Below are 16,151 nucleotides of genomic sequence, written 5' to 3' on the forward strand. Positions count from 1 at the left end.
ACATGGGTCGTAGTCTTAAAAAAGGACCTTTTGTAGATGATCACTTGATGAAAAAAATGGACGCATTAGCTAAAAGCGAAAAGAAATCAGTTGTAAAAACTTGGTCTCGTCGTTCAACAATTTTCCCAAGTTTCGTAGGATACACTATTGCTGTCTATGATGGACGCAAACACGTTCCTGTATATGTACAAGAAGACATGGTCGGACACAAATTAGGCGAATTCGCACCAACAAGAACATACCGCGGTCACGCTGTGGATGATAAAAGAACTAGACGTTAATATCGAGGGGAGGATATACTCATGCAAGAACAAATTACAGCAGCTAAAGCTACAGCAAATACTGTTCGTATTGCACCTCGTAAAGTTCGTTTAGTTATCGATCTTATTAGAGGGAAAAGTGTTGGAGAAGCAATTTCAATTTTGAAATTCACTCCACGCGGAGCATCACCAGTAGTTGAAAAAGTGCTTATGTCAGCTATAGCTAATGCAGAACACAACTACGATTTAGATATAGAAAACTTGGTAGTTAGCGAAGCTTACGTTAACGAAGGCGCAACAATGAAACGTTTCCGTCCTCGTGCTAAAGGTTCAGCGGCACCTATCTTGAAACGCACAAGCCATATTACAGTAGTGGTATCAGAGAAAAAGGAGGGGTAATCTGTGGGTCAAAAAATTAATCCAACGGGCCTACGTATAGGCATAATCCGTGATTGGGATGCTAAATGGTATGCAGAAAAAGAATATGCTAACTATTTACATGAAGATCTACGTATCCGTGAATACATTGCTAAAAAACTTAGCGAAGCTTCAATTTCTCAAATTGAAATCGAACGTGCTGCTAATCGTGTAAATGTTTCACTTCATACTGCTAAGCCAGGCATGGTTATCGGTAAAGGTGGTTCTGAAGTTGATTCTCTACGCAAAAAACTAAATGAGCTTACAGGCAAACGTGTCCACATCAATATTGTGGAAATTAAAAACCCTGATTTAGATGCTAAATTAGTTGCCGAAGGCATTGCCCGTCAACTAGAAAGCCGTGTTGCTTTCCGTCGTGCTCAAAAACAAGCAATTCAACGTACAATGCGTTCAGGCGCTAAAGGAATCAAAACAATGGTTTCAGGTCGTTTAAATGGTGCAGATATCGCTCGTAGCGAAACTCACGCTGAAGGATCAGTTCCATTACACACATTGCGTGCCGATATCGACTACGCATGGGAAGAAGCAGATACTACTTATGGTAAATTAGGCATTAAAGTCTGGATTTACCGTGGAGAAATTCTTCCAACAAAAAAGAACGTTGAGAAAGGAGGGAAATAATCATGTTAGTACCTAAACGCGTGAAATTCCGTCGTGAATTTAGAGGTAAAATGCGTGGCGAAGCTAAAGGTGGGAAAGAAGTAACTTTTGGAGACTACGGCTTACAAGCTTTGGATTCACAATGGATTACTAACCGCCAGATCGAAGCAGCACGTATAGCAATGACACGTTATATGAAACGTGGTGGGAAAGTATGGATTAAAATTTTCCCTCATAAATCATACACATCTAAAGCAATCGGAGTACGTATGGGTTCCGGTAAAGGAGCTCCTGAAGGATGGGTAGCACCAGTTAAACGTGGAAAAATCATGTTTGAAGTTGGCGGCGTATCTGAAGAAGTAGCTCGTGAGGCATTACGTTTAGCTTCTCACAAATTACCCGTAAAAACGAAAATTGTAAAACGTATAGAAATTGGTGGTGAATCGAATGAAGGCTAATGAACTTAAAGAGTTATCCACTGCTGAAATGGTTGAAAAAGAGAAAGAATACAAATCTGAACTATTCAACCTGCGATTCCAATTAGCAACAGGTCAATTAGAAAATACTTCTCGTTTAAGTGAAGTTCGCAAATCGATTGCACGCATTAAAACTGCGTTACGTCAAGCTGAGTTACAAAAATAGTTGACTGGCAAAGGAGGTTACCAAGTAATGAATGAAGAACGTAATCAACGTAAAGTTTATCAAGGCCGTGTTGTCTCAGACAAAATGGATAAGACAATTGTTGTCGTAACAGAAACTCAAAAGAGACACAGTAAATATGGTAAACGTGTTAAATATTCTAAAAGATACAAAGCTCATGATGAAAATAATGTAGCCAAAATTGGCGATATCGTAAAAATCATGGAAACTCGTCCATTATCTGCTACTAAACATTTCCGTTTATTAGAAGTTGTACAAGAATCAGTTATTATCTAATTGACTTTAAAGATAAGAAGTCAGTTTTTAGATCCGAAAGGAGGATACTATTGTGATCCAATCAGAATCTCGTTTAAAAGTTGCAGATAATTCAGGAGCACGTGAAGTGCTAGCTATTAAAGTACTTGGCGGTTCAGGCCGTAAGACTGCTAATATTGGTGACGTAATCGTTTGTACCGTGAAGAACGCTACACCAGGCGGCGTTGTCAAAAAAGGCGAAGTTGTTAAAGCTGTTATTGTTCGTACCAAAACTGGCGCACGTCGCTCAGATGGTTCTTACATCAAATTTGACGAAAATGCTTGTGTAATCATTCGTGACGATAAAAGTCCGCGTGGAACACGTATCTTTGGACCTGTTGCACGTGAATTACGTGAGAACAATTTCATGAAAATTATTTCATTAGCACCAGAAGTACTATAATAACCAACCATCCACTATAAGGAGGTGCAAGAAAACATGTACATCAAATCAGGCGATAAAGTTAAAGTGATTACTGGTAAAGATAAAGGAAAAGAAGGCGTAATTTTGAAATCTTTCCCTAAAAAAGACCAAGTAATTGTTGAAGGAATCAACATGGTGAAAAAACACCAAAAACCAAGTCAATTGAATCCACAAGGTGGTATTCTTGAAATTGAAGCTCCAGTTCACGTTTCAAACGTTATGCTAATTGACGCTTCAACTGGCGAGCCAACCCGCGTTGGTTATAAAGTTGAAGAAGGTAAAAAAGTACGTATTTCTAAAAAAACTGGTGAAGTTTTAGATAAATAAACTATAAGGAAGGAGGGACAATCCGAATGAACCGCCTTAAAGAAAAATACTTGAATGAAATTACACCATCAATGATGGAAAAATTTGAATATAAATCAATTATGGAAACGCCAAAAGTTGATAAAATTATTATCAACATGGGTGTCGGTGATGCCGTATCAAATGCTAAAAACCTAGATAAAGCTGTTGATGAATTAACTGCTATTTCTGGACAAAAACCAATGATTACTAAAGCTAAAAAATCAATCGCTGCTTTCCGTTTACGTGAAGGAATGCCGATTGGTACAAAAGTTACTCTACGTGGAGAAAGAATGTACGATTTCTTAGACAAATTAGTTACTGTTTCTCTTCCTCGTGTACGTGACTTCCATGGCGTAAGCAAAAAAGCTTTCGACGGACGTGGGAACTACACTTTAGGAGTTAAAGAACAATTAATCTTCTTAGAAGTTGACTACGATAAAGTAGACAAAGTCCGCGGAATGGATATTGTTATTGTAACTACTGCTAAAACAGATGAAGAATCACGCGAACTTTTAACACAACTTGGAATGCCATTCCAAAAATAAAAAAAGGAGGCGAACTACGTGGCTAAAAAATCAATGATTGCTAAGAACAAACGTCCTGCAAAATACTCAACTCAAGAGTACACTCGTTGCGAACGTTGTGGACGTCCACACTCAGTTTATCGTAAATTTAGACTTTGCCGTATTTGCTTCCGTGAACTTGCCTATAAAGGACAAATTCCCGGCGTGAAGAAAGCAAGCTGGTAAGACGATACTTGCATAAAGGAGGCTAAAAACAAATGGTCATGACAGATCCAATAGCAGATTTTCTAACACGCATTCGTAATGCCAATATGGTACGTCACGAATCACTAGAATTACCTGCTTCAAAAATCAAAAAAGAAATTGCTGAAATCTTAAAACGTGAAGGTTTCATTAAAAATGTTGAATATATGGCAGATGACAAACAAGGTGTTATCCGCGTTTTCTTAAAATACGGAAAAAACAACGAACGTGTTATCACTGGATTGAAACGTATCTCTAAACCAGGTTTGCGTGTTTACGCTAAAGCTGGTGAAGTGCCTAAAGTTCTTAATGGACTAGGTATTGCAATCGTATCAACTTCTGAAGGTATGTTTACAGATAAAGAAGCTAGATCTAAAAATGTTGGTGGAGAAATTATCGCTTACATTTGGTAATATTGATAAATAAACAAGGAGGTGCACAGCTGTGAGCCGTATCGGTAATAAAACAATCACTGTTCCTGAAAACGTAACTGTTACTCGTAATGAGAACGAAGTTACTGTTAAAGGACCAAAAGGTGAGTTGACTCGCTCTTTCAGCCCTGTTATTACAATGACTGTAGATGGTAACGAAATTTCTTTTTCACGTCCTAATGACTTAAAAGAAAATCGTGCGATGCACGGAACAATGCGTGCTAACCTAAACAACATGATTGTTGGAGTAACTGTAGGTTTTGAAAAAGCTTTAGAATTAATTGGTGTAGGGTACCGTGCACAATTACAAGGGAATAAACTTGTAATGAACGTTGGCTACTCTCATCCTGTAGAATTCGATATTGAAGAAGGAATGACTGTTGAAGTTCCTGCCAATACTCGAGTAATCATTAAAGGATCAAGCAAAGAGCGTGTTGGTGAATTAGCTGCGAATATTCGTGCTATTCGTCCGCCAGAACCTTACAAAGGCAAAGGGATTCGTTATGTTGGCGAAATCGTACGTCGTAAAGAAGGTAAAACTGGTAAGTAATTTTAATTACTTAGCTGCTTAAACTAACAAAAAAGATAAAGAGGTGACAATTGTGATTAATAAACCAGACAAAAACAAAGTACGTTTGAAAAGACATTCACGTGTACGTTCTAAAATTTCTGGTACTGCAGAGTGCCCACGTTTAAACGTTTTTCGTTCTAATAAAAATATCTACGCTCAATTAATTGATGACGTAGCGGGTGTGACGCTAGCAAGTGCATCTTCATTAGACAAAAACATCGCAGGTGAAACTACAGCGAGCCAAGCATCAGTTGTTGGAGAAGCTATAGCTAAATCAGCTGTTGAAAAAGGAATTAAAAAAGTAGTCTTTGACCGTGGTGGATACCTTTACCATGGCCGTGTGCAAGCTTTAGCTGAAGCTGCTCGCGAAAATGGACTAGAATTTTAAAAAAAGGAGGAATACCACACATGGTTTACATCGATCCAACACAATTGGACTTAGAAGATCGCGTTGTTTCTATCAACCGCGTAACTAAAGTTGTAAAAGGTGGACGTCGTCTACGCTTTGCTGCATTAGTTGTTGTAGGAGATAAAAACGGACACGTAGGTTTCGGTACTGGTAAAGCTCAAGAAGTTCCAGAAGCTATCCGTAAAGCAATTGAAGACGCTAAAAAGAATCTTATTCAAGTGCCTATGGTAGACACTACGATTCCTCATCAAGTTATCGGACGCTACAGTGGCGGTAACATTTTAATGAAACCTGCTAAAGAAGGTTCTGGAGTATCTGCGGGCGGACCTGTCCGTGCAATCTTAGAACTTGCTGGAGTATCAGACATCACAAGTAAATCTTTAGGCTCAAGCACACCAATCAACATGGTACGTGCAACAGTTGACGGTTTATTACAATTAAAACGCGTTGAAGAAGTTGCAAGACTTCGTAATAAATCTGTAGAAGAAATTCTAGGATAAAAGGAGGACAATAAAAAATGGCTAATTTAGAAATCACTTTAAAACGTAGCGTTATTGGACGTCCTCAAAATCAACGTGATACAGTAAAAGCGTTAGGATTGAAAAAAACTAACAGTTCTGTAGTAAAACCTGCCAATGAAGCTATTAAAGGTATGGTTAAAACAATTTCACATTTAGTTGACGTTAAAGAAGTCTAAAAAAGAACGAAATCTTTTATTGAAGGAGGTGCCCAATCTATATGAAACTTCATGAATTAAAATCTGCCGAAGGTTCTCGTAAAGAACGCAATCGCGTTGGACGTGGATCTTCATCAGGCAATGGTAAAACTTCAGGTCGTGGTCAAAAAGGACAAAACTCACGTTCAGGTGGTGGCGTACGTCTAGGGTTCGAAGGTGGACAAACACCATTGTTCCGTCGTTTACCAAAACGTGGATTTACAAACATTAACCGCAAAGAATATGCAATTGTCAACCTTGAAACATTAAACCGTTTTGAAGATGGTACAGAAGTAACACCAGCAATGTTGGTTGAAACTGGTATCATTAAAGCTGAAAAATCTGGGATTAAAGTTTTGGGTAACGGTCAAGTTGAACGCAAACTAACTGTTAAGGCAAGCAAATTTTCTCAAGCAGCTAAAGAAGCTATTGAAGCTGCTGGTGGTTCAATCGAGGTGATTTAATGTTCACACTGTTGAAGGATGCTTTTCAAGCAAAGGACATTAGGAAAAAAATTCTTTTCACTCTTGGTATTTTAATTATCTTTCGCATAGGGACTCATTTAACGGTTCCTGGCGTAGATGCTTCTGCTTTAAAAGGTCTTGCTGATTCGTCAAATGGCCTATTTAGCTTATTAAATACCTTTGGTGGCGGAGCGTTAAGCAGCTATTCTATTTTTGCTTTAGGTGTTTCTCCATATATCACTGCTTCAATCGTGATTCAACTACTACAAATGGATATCATTCCCAAGTTTGTGGAATGGGCAAAACAAGGTGAAGTAGGCCGTAGAAAATTAAACCAAGTAACGAGATATGTCACAATCGGTTTAGCTTTTGTTCAAGCGATTGGTATCTCTTTTGGATTTAATGCTCTAACGGGTGCAGGATTAATCAAAAATCCAAGCACAACTACTTATCTTTCAATTGCTCTTATTCTCACTGCTGGAACAATGTTGGTTATGTGGATGGGTGAACAAATTACGGTTAAAGGTTTTGGTAATGGAATATCAATGATTATCTTTTCAGGTATCATTGCGAAAATACCATCAGACGTTATGACGTACTACAATACTCAAATCCGCAATGCAGGAGATCAACTTACTGGAGCAATTTTGTTTACAGTAGCCTTATTGCTTGCTATTGCTGCAGTTGTAATTGTAGTTATTTATATCGAAAATGCTAAGCGTAAAATTCCTGTACAGTACTCAAAACGAGCAACTGCTACAAATCAAAGTTCGTTTTTGCCTTTGAAAGTAAATTCGGCTGGAGTTATTCCAGTTATTTTTGCGAGTTCGTTTATTATGACTCCACAAACATTATTAGGGTTCTTTAGTCAGAGCAATGCTGATGCTTCATGGTTTATCATTATGAACAAAATTTTTAACTTGCAAGAACCAACTGGAGCAGCTTTGTATACATTATTGATCGTATTATTCACTTACTTCTATGCATTCATTCAAGTGAATCCTGAAAAAGTAGCTGAAAACTTACAAAAACAAGGTGGTTATATTCCAAGCGTGCGTCCTGGTAAGCCAACACAAAACTTTATCTCAAGCACGTTAACAAACTTGAGTACGGTGGGTGCTGTTTACTTGGGAGTGATTGCATTGCTTCCGATTATTGCCTCCAATTTATGGAATTTACCTTCTTCCCTAGCTCTAGGTGGAACCAGTCTATTAATCGTAGTTGGTGTTGCTTTAGATTCAGTTAGACAATTAGAGGGCCAAATGATTAAACGTAGTTACCAAGGCTTTATACAATAAGAAGAACGTGTTGGGGATTATCCTCAGCACCAATTCTTACATTAGTAGGAGGGAAAATGATGAATCTCATTTTAGTAGGTCTTCCTGGTGCAGGAAAAGGAACACAAGCCGAGAAAATTGTTGACACATACCATGTGCCGCACATTTCAACCGGGGATATGTTTCGTGCTGCTATCAAAAATGAAACTGCCTTAGGAATAGAAGCAAAAACATTTATGGATAAAGGCGAATTAGTACCTGATGAGGTAACAAACGGGATTGTAAAAGAACGTTTGACTGAAGCAGATACAAAAGACGGCTTTTTATTAGATGGTTATCCAAGAACGCTTAACCAAGCGAACGTTTTGGAAGGTATTTTAAAGGATTTAAACAAGAAATTAGATGCCGTTATTTACATTAATGTAAATAAAGATATTTTAATGGAGCGTTTGACTGGACGGATTATCTGTCGTTCATGCGGCGCAACTTATCATAAAGTTTACAACCCGCCAAAGGTTGTTGGAACATGTGATCGTTGTGGTGGACATGAGTTCTATCAAAGAGAAGATGATAAACCTGAAACCGTTGAAAATCGAATAAATGTTAACCTTGAATCAACAAATACTCTAGTAGATTTTTATTCAAAACGCAATGTCTTGCATACCGTTAATGGTGAAGATGATTTTCAAGATGTGTTCAAAGATATTCAAACAATCATTTCTAAGGTTGAATAAAATCAACGACAACTTGATTGTGACTAGTTTTGAGTCGTTTTGAACAATATCTCGCATTAAAGTGGTTAATAGAAGTAAGCATAGCGATAGTCTGCAGCAAACTTGTTACTAAATTAATTTCGTGGTATAATGTGCCAGATGTTGAATTCTCAATGCTGTTATGTTGTGGTATAATTAATAGGTTAAGATGAAACAGAAAAGTGAGGGCTATGGCGCTCACTGTTTATCGCGTTTAAAATGCGAAACACTTTTAAGGAGGTACGAGGCGTGGCGAAAGACGATGTCATTGAAATAGAAGGAACAGTCGTTGAAACTTTGCCGAATGCAATGTTTAAAGTTGAACTTGAAAATGGCCATATTGTATTGGCTCATGTTTCAGGAAAAATTCGGATGCACTACATTAGAATCCTACCTGGAGACAAAGTAACAGTAGAATTGTCCCCATATGATCTAACCCGTGGACGCATTACTTATCGCTTTAAATAATTGTACTCCGTCAATTAAAATGGGAGGTATAATTCATGAAAGTAAGACCATCAGTAAAGAAAATTTGTGACAAATGTAAAGTTATCCGACGTAATGGTCGTGTTATGGTGATTTGCGAAAATCCCAAACACAAACAACGTCAAGGTTAATCAGTTAAATTAACAGGAGGTGTAAATAAATGGCTCGTATTGCTGGTGTAGATATTCCACGTGACAAACGTGTTGTAATTTCTTTAACATATATATTCGGAATCGGTAAAACAACAGCACAAAAAGTTTTAAAAGCTGCTGACGTTTCTGAAGAAATCCGCGTAATCGATTTAACAAATGATCAATTAGATGCTGTTCGTGCAGAAGTTGATAAATTAAAAATCGAAGGTGACCTTCGTCGTGAAGTAAGCCTAAACATTAAACGTTTGCTTGAAATTGGTTCATATAGAGGCATGCGTCACCGTCGTGGTTTACCCGTTCGCGGACAAAACACGAAAAACAACGCACGTACTCGTAAAGGTCCATCTAAATCAATCGCAGGTAAGAAAAAATAATAATTAAGTAAGGAGGTCAACCTTCATGGTAAAAAAAGTTGTACGTAAACGCCGTGTGAAAAAGAATATCGAAAGTGGGGTTGCTCACATTCGTTCTACTTTTAATAACACAATTGTAATGATCACAGATGTTCATGGTAACGCTGTTGCATGGTCTTCTGCTGGAGCTCTAGGTTTCCGTGGATCAAAAAAATCAACACCATTTGCAGCACAAATGGCAGCAGAAGCTGCAGCAAAAGTTTGTATGGAAAATGGGATGAAAACTGTAGAAGTTGCCGTTAAAGGTCCTGGGTCAGGTCGTGAAGCAGCTATCCGTTCTCTACAAGCAACTGGTTTAGAAGTTACTGCAATTCGCGATGTAACGCCTGTTCCACATAATGGATGCCGTCCTCCGAAACGCCGTCGTGTATAATTGAGAGCTATTTCATTTTATGGTTTTACACTCGGTATCATGAACTTCACGTTTTGAAAGGGGTATAGATAGAATGATCGAAATTGAAAAGCCAAGAATCGAAACGATTGAGATCAGCGATGATGCTAAATTTGGCAAATTCGTTGTAGAGCCACTTGAACGCGGTTATGGAACTACGTTAGGAAATTCTCTACGTCGTATCTTGTTGTCTTCTCTACCGGGAGCAGCAGTAACCACTATTCAAATCGATGGTATTTTACATGAATTTTCAGCTGTTGATGGTGTTCTTGAAGATGTAACGTCAATCATTTTGAATGTAAAAAAACTTGCACTCAAGTTATATTCTGGTGAAGATAAAACGATTGAAATCGATGTAAAAGGTCCTGCAATTGTAACAGCAGCCGATATCATTTATGATAGCGATGTTGAAATACTAAACCCTGATTTGTACATTTGTACAGTAGCCGAAGGTGCACGTTTCCACGTACGCATGACAGCTAAAACAGGCAGAGGTTACTCAAGAGCGGAACACAATAAACCAGATGATATGCCTATCGGTGTATTGCCAGTCGATTCGATTTACACCCCAGTTAGTCGTGTAAACTACCAAGTAGAAAACGCACGAGTGGGTCAGAAAGATATTTTTGACAAATTAACACTTGATGTTTGGGCAGATGGTTCAATTAGTCCTGAAGAAGCTGTAAGTCTTGCAGCTAAAATAATGACAGAACACTTGAATATCTTTGTAAATCTAACAGATGAAGCTCGCAAAGCTGAAATTATGGTAGAAAAAGAAGAGACTCATAAAGAAAAAATGCTTGAAATGACAATTGAAGAACTAGATTTATCTGTTCGTTCATACAACTGTTTGAAACGTGCTGGTATTAATTCTGTTCAAGAGTTGACTGATAAGTCTGAAGCTGAAATGATTAAAGTACGCAATCTAGGACGTAAATCACTTGAAGAAGTTAAGTATAAATTAGCTGAACTTAATTTAAGTTTACGCCAAGACGATTAGTACTGTAACAAGGGAGGAAAATCAAAATGGGTTACCGTAAATTAGGCCGTACAAGCTCACAACGTAAAGCAATGTTACGTGATTTAACATCTGATTTAATCATTAACGAACGTATTGTAACAACTGAAGCACGTGCTAAAGAAGTTCGCAAAACAACCGAAAAAATGATTACTTTAGGCAAAAAAGGCGACTTGCATGCACGCCGTCAAGCAGCAGCTTACATTCGTAATGAAGTAGCAGCTATTAAAGAAGAAGACGATGCTGTTGTTATCCAATCTGCTTTACAAAAATTATTTAGTGATATCGCACCTCGTTACGCTGAGCGTCAAGGTGGATACACACGTATTATGAAAACAGAACCACGTCGTGGCGATGCTGCACCAATGGTTATTATTGAATTAGTTTAATTTCAGACAACGTTGGTTGACTTCGGTCAATACAATTAGTAGTTCTTAATTATACAACATTCAAACAAGGTTTACTTTTTTGATGTATGTAAAGAGTGTTACGATGATGGAAATACTAAGTTTTTCCAAGTCTAGCTCGAAACTTCTCTTAGGTGGAAATGGGTTTCATTTAAGAGAGGTAAATTCATCGAGTAAAGTGATTTTTTTTGTCTTAAAACAGGCAACAAATAATTGGGGTTGTCCCTTTATTTGTTGCCTGTTTTAGTATATAAAATGAAATGGTAGAATAAACTTATTCTAACCGATTGCTTTATACTACTGAGAATGGAACTGGAGAATAACCTACATTGCACCAGGCATAATTTTTTGATAGTCTTATAGAGACTCGAAATTAATGAGAACGTGAGGAATGCCCAATGGATAAAATCATAACATTAAAAAATATTTCATATCAATACCATACAACGGATACCAGACCGGCTTTAAATAATATTTCTCTTTCTATAGAGGCTGGGGAATGGGTCGCAATTATTGGACATAACGGATCTGGAAAATCTACTCTGGCAAAAACAATCAATGGGTTGATTGCTCCTAATCAGGGTGAAGTAACTGTTGGTGGGTTAGTTTTAAGCGAGCAAAACATTTGGGAAATCAGAAAATTAGTTGGAATGGTCTTTCAAAATCCTGATAATCAATTTGTTGGCTCAACCGTACAAGATGATGTCGCTTTTGGATTAGAAAATCAAGGTATTCCAAGAGACGAGATGATTCAACGTGTCTTTGACGCGATTGAACGAGTAAAAATGACTGAATTTATGGAAAAGGAACCAGCTAGGTTATCTGGAGGACAAAAACAACGCGCGGCAATTGCTGGTGTGGTTGCATTGCGTCCAGCTATTATTATTTTAGATGAAGCTACCAGTATGCTTGATCCACAAGGCCGACAAGAAGTTCTATCTACTGTTAAAGCGATTAAAGAAAAAGCTAATCTAACGGTGATTTCGATTACTCATGATATTGATGAAGCAGCAAATGCTAATCGAGTAATCGTTATAAAAAATGGAGAATTGGTACAAGAAGGAACGCCGGAAGAAATTTTTGCGTCTGGTGAAAAATTAATTGAAATGGGGTTGGATTTACCTTTTCCTGAAAAGTTAAAGTTATCCTTAAAGGAACGCGGTATTGATGTACCAGCGGAATACCTGACAGAAGAAGGGATGGTGGACTGGCTATGGACATTATTTTCGAAAAAGTAGGCTTTACCTATCAAAAAGGGACGCCTTTTGAAAACCGTGCTCTTTATGATATTGATATGGTCATAAAAGAAGGAAGTTTTACCGCTTTAGTTGGGCATACAGGCAGTGGGAAATCGACTGTTTTGCAGCATTTAAATGCTTTAATGAAACCAACAGAAGGTACGGTGACAATAGGTGACCGGGTTATTAGATCAGAAACCAATAATAAAAACCTTAAATCTATTCGCAGACAGGTCGGCATCGTTTTTCAATTTCCAGAGGCTCAATTATTTGAAGAAACGGTTGCAAAAGATATTGCTTTTGGCCCGAAAAACTTTGGCGTTTCTGAAAAAGAAGCGATGGAACTTGCTGAAAAAATGCTTCCGTTAGTAGGATTAGATGAAAGTTTTATGGAACGTTCGCCATTCGATTTGTCTGGCGGACAAATGCGTCGAGTTGCGATTGCAGGTGTATTAGCAATGGAGCCGCAGACTCTCGTCTTAGATGAACCAACTGCTGGATTAGATCCACAAGGCCGTAAAGAGATGATGGATATGTTCTATCGTTTGCATAAAGAAAAGGGTTTAACCATTGTTTTAGTAACTCATCTAATGGATGATGTAGCTGACTATGCAGATCACATGATTATTTTAGAAAAAGGAACGGTTGTTAAAGAAGGAACACCACGCGAAATTTTCCGAGATGAAGAGTGGTTAAAAGCAAAGCAGTTAGGCGTACCTTCAGCTGTATCCTTTAGCAATCGGTTAGATGCGAAATTGGGTGTACTGGGTACTCATCCGTCGTTGACAGCTACCGAGTTAGCGAATTCAATTGCTGAACGCGTTAAAGCGTTAAAAGCAGGTGAAGTCAAATGATGGATAAATTGATTTTTGGTCGTTATATCCCTGGCGATTCTTTGATCCATAAACTAGATCCAAGAGCTAAGTTAATGGGCAGTATGTATTTTATCGGTATCATTTTTTTAGCCAACAATTGGCAAGCTTATACGTTATTATTTCTCTTTACCATGTTTGTTATTCTATTATCTAAAATAAAATTAAGCTTTTTTATTAATGGTGTTAAACCACTCATTTGGTTGATTTTATTTACGGTAATCTTACAAGTCTTGTTTACAGGCGGAGGAACAGTTTATTTTTCATGGGGTCCAATCACAGTGTCTCAAGAAGGCATATTAAACGGCGTGTATATCTTTTGTCGGTTCGTGCTAATAATATTCATGTCAACCCTATTAACGCTGACAACTATGCCTCTTTCACTAACAGATGCCATTGAGTTCTTGTTGCGTCCCTTATTGGCGTTGAAAGTACCTGTTTATGAAATTGCTTTGATGTTATCGATTGCTTTAAGGTTTGTTCCAACATTAATGGATGAAACAGAAAAAATAATGAATGCGCAACGTGCGCGAGGAGTAGACTTTGGAGAAGGCAATGTTTTTCAACAAATGAAAGCCATTGTTCCGTTATTGATTCCTTTGTTTGTCAGCTCATTTAATCGTGCCGAAGAACTAGCAACGGCAATGGAAGCTCGTGGGTACCAAGGTGGTGAAGGCCGAAGCAAATACCGTTTGTTGAAATGGGAGACGCGTGACACGTTTGTTATCGTCGCTTATGCTCTTTTAACTGTTGCCTTAATCTTTTTAAGAAAATAAAGCAGGCATAAAGACTTGTTCATTAATCAGTCGAACAGTCTTTTTCTGTTTTTAAGAATAAATTAAACCCTTAGGAGTTAGATGAAAATGGAAAAAAAACGCTATAAAATAATCATTCAATACGATGGAACGAATTTTAATGGCTTTCAAATTCAACCTAAAGGGCGTACTGTTCAAGGTGAAATTCAGAGAGTGTTAAAAATTATGTCTAAAGGAATAGACATTAAGATACACGGATCGGGTAGAACTGATTCAGGTGTTCATGCACTAGGACAAGTGATTCATTTCGATTACCCTTTTCCTATGCCAGTCGAAAATATGCAACGAGCCATGAATAGTTTGACAACTGATGAAATTGAAGTTTGTGCTGTTGAAATCGTGAACCCCAACTTTCACGCACGGTATCTAACAACTGGTAAAAAATACATGTATCGAGTGGATACGAATGAAAATACGAATCCTTTTAAACGTTTATATGCAAAGCACCACGAATACCCTATTAACTTGCCAGTTTTAAAACAAGCCTTAAAAGATATTGAAGGCACACATGACTTTTCCAGTTTTTGTGCGACAAATAGTGGACGCGAAAATAAAGTGAGGACTATTTACGAAGCTAGTGTGGTCGAAGATAAAGAAAATGGGGAACTCATTTTTACGTTTAGAGGAAATGGCTTTTTATATAATATGGTTCGCATTTTTATTGGGACATTGCTTCAAATTGCTAACGGTCGACGTCCGGCTGATGATATGAAGCGTTTGTTGGACGTTAAAGATCGTCGTCAAGCTGGTCCAACGGCATCCCCACAAGGGCTATATTTGGTTGAAGTCTTTTACGATAATGAAAAAGCGACTAAAGGCACGGCTTTTGAAACGATAGCTCCTGCTAGAACGGAGAGGTCTAATGACAGTTCTGATAAGACCAAGTCTTTGGTCTGATTATTCTGATTTGATTGCTATTGAAAATCAATTATGGAATGAAAGCAATACTCCACAAATTATCACTTATTCAACACCAGCAGAGTATAGGATACAGTTTCCTGTTGGAACCCATTTAGTAGCCTTTAGCGAGTCAAAGGGAAAAGTTGTTGGATTCATCGGTTTTCATCCTCCGACTCATTTACAGGCCCATAAACGAACGTGGACGGTTGACATAGGTGTAGATCCGATGATGCAAAGTAGTGGAGTAGGTAAAAAATTAATAGATGCTGTCAAAGAAGAAGCAGCTAAACAAAGCATTCATAAATTAAGTCTACGCGTATTAGGAACCAATCAGCGTGCGGTACGTTTTTATCAAAAAAATGGTTTCATTATTGAAGGGATTTTAAAAGAAGAATTCTGGATGAGGAACCAATTTGTTGACGATATTTTGATGGGTTTTTATTTTGGGAAATAGATCGAATCTGTTAGTATAACAAATTCGATAGGAGAATAAAGATGAATAAAAAAGTCATGCTCTTTTTTGCCGCAGCATTTGTTTTAGGAGGTTGTGGCACACAAACAACTGAAGAACCAATGGTAGAGTCTTCTGATTCAGTAGCTCAATCGAGTGAAGAAGGTATGACAGAAAGTATAGCTGTTGGAAGTTCAGCAGGAATAGAATTAGCTACTCAAGATGATGAAGATAGGGCCTCCTGTTAGCGAAGCAGTAGGCAAGGCTGAAAAAGTGACAGGTATTAATCCATATGAAGAGTTAATTTACGCAAAAGAGACGGTTGATTTATCTAGCTATGAAAATCAATTATTAACAGACAATCAAGGAACACGTGTGAGGCTGTTTTCAAAAGACAATGAACAAAGCTATAAAACGGTTTATGTAAAGAATAACAACTGGTTAAAAGTGATTAATCTAGAAGCAGATAAGTTACTGTTAAATGAAAAAAACAAGTAGGTAAAAAAAAAATAAAGAAAAGCATCTGGAAACATTGACAACTATCTTTTTAAACGGTAAAATGTTAGGTGGTATTGTTTGCCCCACATAATGAGCCCCG

31 protein-coding genes are annotated in these 16,151 nt (G+C 37.7%); all 31 read left to right on the top strand.

Annotated features, from left to right (window positions below; genetic code table 11):
• Positions 1 to 2: 2 nt before the first annotated feature.
• Positions 3 to 281 carry a 30S ribosomal protein S19 gene (gene rpsS / locus BR44_RS07800; protein WP_034551713.1) on the top strand — a complete coding sequence of 93 codons (279 nt, stop codon included), beginning with the start codon at positions 3 to 5 and terminating at the stop codon, positions 279 to 281.
• Positions 282 to 302: 21 nt separating this feature from the next.
• Positions 303 to 659, top strand: a complete 357-nt coding sequence (gene rplV, locus BR44_RS07805) for a 50S ribosomal protein L22 (RefSeq protein ID WP_034551714.1) — start codon at positions 303 to 305, stop codon at positions 657 to 659.
• A 3-nt stretch (positions 660 to 662) separates the two neighbouring features.
• Entirely contained in the window at positions 663 to 1,319 is a 657-nt protein-coding gene (gene rpsC, locus BR44_RS07810; protein ID WP_034551716.1) for a 30S ribosomal protein S3, read from the top strand.
• 2 nt (positions 1,320 to 1,321) lie between these two features.
• On the top strand, positions 1,322 to 1,756 hold the full coding sequence (gene rplP / locus BR44_RS07815; protein WP_034551717.1) for a 50S ribosomal protein L16: 435 nt from the start codon (positions 1,322 to 1,324) through the stop codon (positions 1,754 to 1,756).
• Complete coding sequence (gene rpmC / locus BR44_RS07820; protein WP_034551718.1) at positions 1,746 to 1,940, top strand: 50S ribosomal protein L29; 195 nt, start codon at positions 1,746 to 1,748, stop codon at positions 1,938 to 1,940. The genes rplP and rpmC overlap by 11 nt, the downstream gene beginning before the upstream one ends.
• Before the next feature lie 27 nt (positions 1,941 to 1,967).
• On the top strand, positions 1,968 to 2,234 hold the full coding sequence (gene rpsQ, locus BR44_RS07825) for a 30S ribosomal protein S17 (protein WP_034551719.1): 267 nt from the start codon (positions 1,968 to 1,970) through the stop codon (positions 2,232 to 2,234).
• Positions 2,235 to 2,286: 52 nt separating this feature from the next.
• A complete protein-coding gene (gene rplN, locus BR44_RS07830) occupies positions 2,287 to 2,655 on the top strand; it encodes a 50S ribosomal protein L14 (protein WP_034551720.1) in 369 nt (122 codons plus the stop codon).
• A gap of 36 nt (positions 2,656 to 2,691) precedes the next feature.
• Positions 2,692 to 3,003 (top strand): 50S ribosomal protein L24, encoded by a 312-nt coding sequence (gene rplX / locus BR44_RS07835; protein WP_034551721.1) that lies wholly within the window; start codon positions 2,692 to 2,694, stop codon positions 3,001 to 3,003.
• Between the two features lie 26 nt (positions 3,004 to 3,029).
• A complete protein-coding gene (gene rplE / locus BR44_RS07840) occupies positions 3,030 to 3,569 on the top strand; it encodes a 50S ribosomal protein L5 (RefSeq protein ID WP_034551722.1) in 540 nt (179 codons plus the stop codon).
• 18 nt (positions 3,570 to 3,587) lie between these two features.
• Complete coding sequence (locus BR44_RS07845) at positions 3,588 to 3,773, top strand: type Z 30S ribosomal protein S14 (RefSeq protein ID WP_034551723.1); 186 nt, start codon at positions 3,588 to 3,590, stop codon at positions 3,771 to 3,773.
• A 32-nt stretch (positions 3,774 to 3,805) separates the two neighbouring features.
• Positions 3,806 to 4,204 (top strand): 30S ribosomal protein S8, encoded by a 399-nt coding sequence (gene rpsH / locus BR44_RS07850; RefSeq protein WP_034551724.1) that lies wholly within the window; start codon positions 3,806 to 3,808, stop codon positions 4,202 to 4,204.
• A gap of 31 nt (positions 4,205 to 4,235) precedes the next feature.
• Positions 4,236 to 4,772 carry a 50S ribosomal protein L6 gene (gene rplF / locus BR44_RS07855; RefSeq protein WP_034551725.1) on the top strand — a complete coding sequence of 179 codons (537 nt, stop codon included), beginning with the start codon at positions 4,236 to 4,238 and terminating at the stop codon, positions 4,770 to 4,772.
• A 52-nt stretch (positions 4,773 to 4,824) separates the two neighbouring features.
• Positions 4,825 to 5,181 (top strand): 50S ribosomal protein L18, encoded by a 357-nt coding sequence (gene rplR, locus BR44_RS07860; RefSeq protein WP_084676116.1) that lies wholly within the window; start codon positions 4,825 to 4,827, stop codon positions 5,179 to 5,181.
• A 20-nt stretch (positions 5,182 to 5,201) separates the two neighbouring features.
• The gene (rpsE, locus tag BR44_RS07865; RefSeq protein WP_034551728.1) at positions 5,202 to 5,702 is read left to right on the top strand and encodes a 30S ribosomal protein S5; all 501 of its coding nucleotides are present in this window, start codon (positions 5,202 to 5,204) and stop codon (positions 5,700 to 5,702) included.
• A gap of 17 nt (positions 5,703 to 5,719) precedes the next feature.
• Complete coding sequence (gene rpmD / locus BR44_RS07870; RefSeq protein ID WP_034551730.1) at positions 5,720 to 5,899, top strand: 50S ribosomal protein L30; 180 nt, start codon at positions 5,720 to 5,722, stop codon at positions 5,897 to 5,899.
• A gap of 41 nt (positions 5,900 to 5,940) precedes the next feature.
• Positions 5,941 to 6,381, top strand: a complete 441-nt coding sequence (gene rplO, locus BR44_RS07875) for a 50S ribosomal protein L15 (protein WP_034551731.1) — start codon at positions 5,941 to 5,943, stop codon at positions 6,379 to 6,381.
• Complete coding sequence (gene secY / locus BR44_RS07880) at positions 6,381 to 7,679, top strand: preprotein translocase subunit SecY (RefSeq protein ID WP_034551733.1); 1,299 nt, start codon at positions 6,381 to 6,383, stop codon at positions 7,677 to 7,679. The genes rplO and secY overlap by 1 nt, the downstream gene beginning before the upstream one ends.
• A gap of 59 nt (positions 7,680 to 7,738) precedes the next feature.
• Positions 7,739 to 8,392: an adenylate kinase gene (locus BR44_RS07885; RefSeq protein ID WP_034551735.1), complete on the top strand. Its 654-nt coding sequence runs from the start codon at positions 7,739 to 7,741 to the stop codon at positions 8,390 to 8,392.
• A 267-nt stretch (positions 8,393 to 8,659) separates the two neighbouring features.
• Positions 8,660 to 8,878 (top strand): translation initiation factor IF-1, encoded by a 219-nt coding sequence (gene infA / locus BR44_RS07890; RefSeq protein ID WP_034551736.1) that lies wholly within the window; start codon positions 8,660 to 8,662, stop codon positions 8,876 to 8,878.
• A gap of 35 nt (positions 8,879 to 8,913) precedes the next feature.
• Entirely contained in the window at positions 8,914 to 9,027 is a 114-nt protein-coding gene (rpmJ, locus tag BR44_RS07895; protein ID WP_034551737.1) for a 50S ribosomal protein L36, read from the top strand.
• Between the two features lie 29 nt (positions 9,028 to 9,056).
• The gene (rpsM, locus tag BR44_RS07900) at positions 9,057 to 9,422 is read left to right on the top strand and encodes a 30S ribosomal protein S13 (protein ID WP_034551738.1); all 366 of its coding nucleotides are present in this window, start codon (positions 9,057 to 9,059) and stop codon (positions 9,420 to 9,422) included.
• A 25-nt stretch (positions 9,423 to 9,447) separates the two neighbouring features.
• Positions 9,448 to 9,834, top strand: coding sequence for a 30S ribosomal protein S11 (gene rpsK / locus BR44_RS07905; protein WP_034551739.1), 387 nt, complete (start codon positions 9,448 to 9,450; stop codon positions 9,832 to 9,834).
• 73 nt (positions 9,835 to 9,907) lie between these two features.
• The gene (locus BR44_RS07910; RefSeq protein ID WP_034551740.1) at positions 9,908 to 10,852 is read left to right on the top strand and encodes a DNA-directed RNA polymerase subunit alpha; all 945 of its coding nucleotides are present in this window, start codon (positions 9,908 to 9,910) and stop codon (positions 10,850 to 10,852) included.
• A 26-nt stretch (positions 10,853 to 10,878) separates the two neighbouring features.
• Entirely contained in the window at positions 10,879 to 11,259 is a 381-nt protein-coding gene (gene rplQ, locus BR44_RS07915; protein WP_034551741.1) for a 50S ribosomal protein L17, read from the top strand.
• A gap of 416 nt (positions 11,260 to 11,675) precedes the next feature.
• Entirely contained in the window at positions 11,676 to 12,515 is an 840-nt protein-coding gene (locus tag BR44_RS07920; protein WP_034551743.1) for an energy-coupling factor ABC transporter ATP-binding protein, read from the top strand.
• Positions 12,491 to 13,369: an energy-coupling factor ABC transporter ATP-binding protein gene (locus BR44_RS07925; protein ID WP_034551745.1), complete on the top strand. Its 879-nt coding sequence runs from the start codon at positions 12,491 to 12,493 to the stop codon at positions 13,367 to 13,369. The genes BR44_RS07920 and BR44_RS07925 overlap by 25 nt, the downstream gene beginning before the upstream one ends.
• Positions 13,366 to 14,163: an energy-coupling factor transporter transmembrane component T family protein gene (locus tag BR44_RS07930; RefSeq protein WP_034551746.1), complete on the top strand. Its 798-nt coding sequence runs from the start codon at positions 13,366 to 13,368 to the stop codon at positions 14,161 to 14,163. Before BR44_RS07925 ends, BR44_RS07930 begins: the two co-directional genes overlap by 4 nt.
• 87 nt (positions 14,164 to 14,250) lie before the next feature.
• Positions 14,251 to 15,099, top strand: coding sequence for a tRNA pseudouridine(38-40) synthase TruA (gene truA, locus BR44_RS07935; protein ID WP_051912613.1), 849 nt, complete (start codon positions 14,251 to 14,253; stop codon positions 15,097 to 15,099).
• On the top strand, positions 15,065 to 15,556 hold the full coding sequence (locus BR44_RS07940) for a GNAT family N-acetyltransferase (protein ID WP_034551747.1): 492 nt from the start codon (positions 15,065 to 15,067) through the stop codon (positions 15,554 to 15,556). Before truA ends, BR44_RS07940 begins: the two co-directional genes overlap by 35 nt.
• A gap of 41 nt (positions 15,557 to 15,597) precedes the next feature.
• Complete coding sequence (locus BR44_RS07945; RefSeq protein WP_034551749.1) at positions 15,598 to 15,801, top strand: hypothetical protein; 204 nt, start codon at positions 15,598 to 15,600, stop codon at positions 15,799 to 15,801.
• Positions 15,776 to 16,051, top strand: coding sequence for a hypothetical protein (locus BR44_RS07950; protein ID WP_051912615.1), 276 nt, complete (start codon positions 15,776 to 15,778; stop codon positions 16,049 to 16,051). Before BR44_RS07945 ends, BR44_RS07950 begins: the two co-directional genes overlap by 26 nt.
• Positions 16,052 to 16,151 lie beyond the last annotated feature (100 nt).

The organism is Carnobacterium funditum DSM 5970 (assembly GCF_000744185.1).
Classification (GTDB): Bacteria; Bacillota; Bacilli; order Lactobacillales; family Carnobacteriaceae; genus Carnobacterium_A; species Carnobacterium_A funditum.

What these genes read in the sequence shown, in the direction of transcription:
- BR44_RS07920 (WP_034551743.1), top strand. Translation starts at nt 11,676, where the DNA reads ATGGATAAAATCATAACATTAAAAAATATTTCATATCAATACCATACA.
- BR44_RS07930 (WP_034551746.1), top strand. Translation starts at nt 13,366, where the DNA reads ATGATGGATAAATTGATTTTTGGTCGTTATATCCCTGGCGATTCTTTG.
- BR44_RS07940 (WP_034551747.1), top strand. Translation starts at nt 15,065, where the DNA reads ATGACAGTTCTGATAAGACCAAGTCTTTGGTCTGATTATTCTGATTTG.
- rpmC (WP_034551718.1), top strand. Translation starts at nt 1,746, where the DNA reads ATGAAGGCTAATGAACTTAAAGAGTTATCCACTGCTGAAATGGTTGAA.
- BR44_RS07925 (WP_034551745.1), top strand. Translation starts at nt 12,491, where the DNA reads ATGGACATTATTTTCGAAAAAGTAGGCTTTACCTATCAAAAAGGGACG.
- rplQ (WP_034551741.1), top strand. Translation starts at nt 10,879, where the DNA reads ATGGGTTACCGTAAATTAGGCCGTACAAGCTCACAACGTAAAGCAATG.
- rpsS (WP_034551713.1), top strand. Translation starts at nt 3, where the DNA reads ATGGGTCGTAGTCTTAAAAAAGGACCTTTTGTAGATGATCACTTGATG.
- rpsK (WP_034551739.1), top strand. Translation starts at nt 9,448, where the DNA reads ATGGTAAAAAAAGTTGTACGTAAACGCCGTGTGAAAAAGAATATCGAA.
- BR44_RS07945 (WP_034551749.1), top strand. Translation starts at nt 15,598, where the DNA reads ATGAATAAAAAAGTCATGCTCTTTTTTGCCGCAGCATTTGTTTTAGGA.
- rplE (WP_034551722.1), top strand. Translation starts at nt 3,030, where the DNA reads ATGAACCGCCTTAAAGAAAAATACTTGAATGAAATTACACCATCAATG.
- rplP (WP_034551717.1), top strand. Translation starts at nt 1,322, where the DNA reads ATGTTAGTACCTAAACGCGTGAAATTCCGTCGTGAATTTAGAGGTAAA.
- rpmJ (WP_034551737.1), top strand. Translation starts at nt 8,914, where the DNA reads ATGAAAGTAAGACCATCAGTAAAGAAAATTTGTGACAAATGTAAAGTT.
- truA (WP_051912613.1), top strand. Translation starts at nt 14,251, where the DNA reads ATGGAAAAAAAACGCTATAAAATAATCATTCAATACGATGGAACGAAT.
- BR44_RS07885 (WP_034551735.1), top strand. Translation starts at nt 7,739, where the DNA reads ATGAATCTCATTTTAGTAGGTCTTCCTGGTGCAGGAAAAGGAACACAA.
- rpsQ (WP_034551719.1), top strand. Translation starts at nt 1,968, where the DNA reads ATGAATGAAGAACGTAATCAACGTAAAGTTTATCAAGGCCGTGTTGTC.
- rpsH (WP_034551724.1), top strand. Translation starts at nt 3,806, where the DNA reads ATGGTCATGACAGATCCAATAGCAGATTTTCTAACACGCATTCGTAAT.
- BR44_RS07910 (WP_034551740.1), top strand. Translation starts at nt 9,908, where the DNA reads ATGATCGAAATTGAAAAGCCAAGAATCGAAACGATTGAGATCAGCGAT.
- rpsE (WP_034551728.1), top strand. Translation starts at nt 5,202, where the DNA reads ATGGTTTACATCGATCCAACACAATTGGACTTAGAAGATCGCGTTGTT.
- rpsM (WP_034551738.1), top strand. Translation starts at nt 9,057, where the DNA reads ATGGCTCGTATTGCTGGTGTAGATATTCCACGTGACAAACGTGTTGTA.
- rplO (WP_034551731.1), top strand. Translation starts at nt 5,941, where the DNA reads ATGAAACTTCATGAATTAAAATCTGCCGAAGGTTCTCGTAAAGAACGC.
- rpmD (WP_034551730.1), top strand. Translation starts at nt 5,720, where the DNA reads ATGGCTAATTTAGAAATCACTTTAAAACGTAGCGTTATTGGACGTCCT.
- secY (WP_034551733.1), top strand. Translation starts at nt 6,381, where the DNA reads ATGTTCACACTGTTGAAGGATGCTTTTCAAGCAAAGGACATTAGGAAA.
- rplV (WP_034551714.1), top strand. Translation starts at nt 303, where the DNA reads ATGCAAGAACAAATTACAGCAGCTAAAGCTACAGCAAATACTGTTCGT.
- BR44_RS07950 (WP_051912615.1), top strand. Translation starts at nt 15,776, where the DNA reads ATGATGAAGATAGGGCCTCCTGTTAGCGAAGCAGTAGGCAAGGCTGAA.
- rplX (WP_034551721.1), top strand. Translation starts at nt 2,692, where the DNA reads ATGTACATCAAATCAGGCGATAAAGTTAAAGTGATTACTGGTAAAGAT.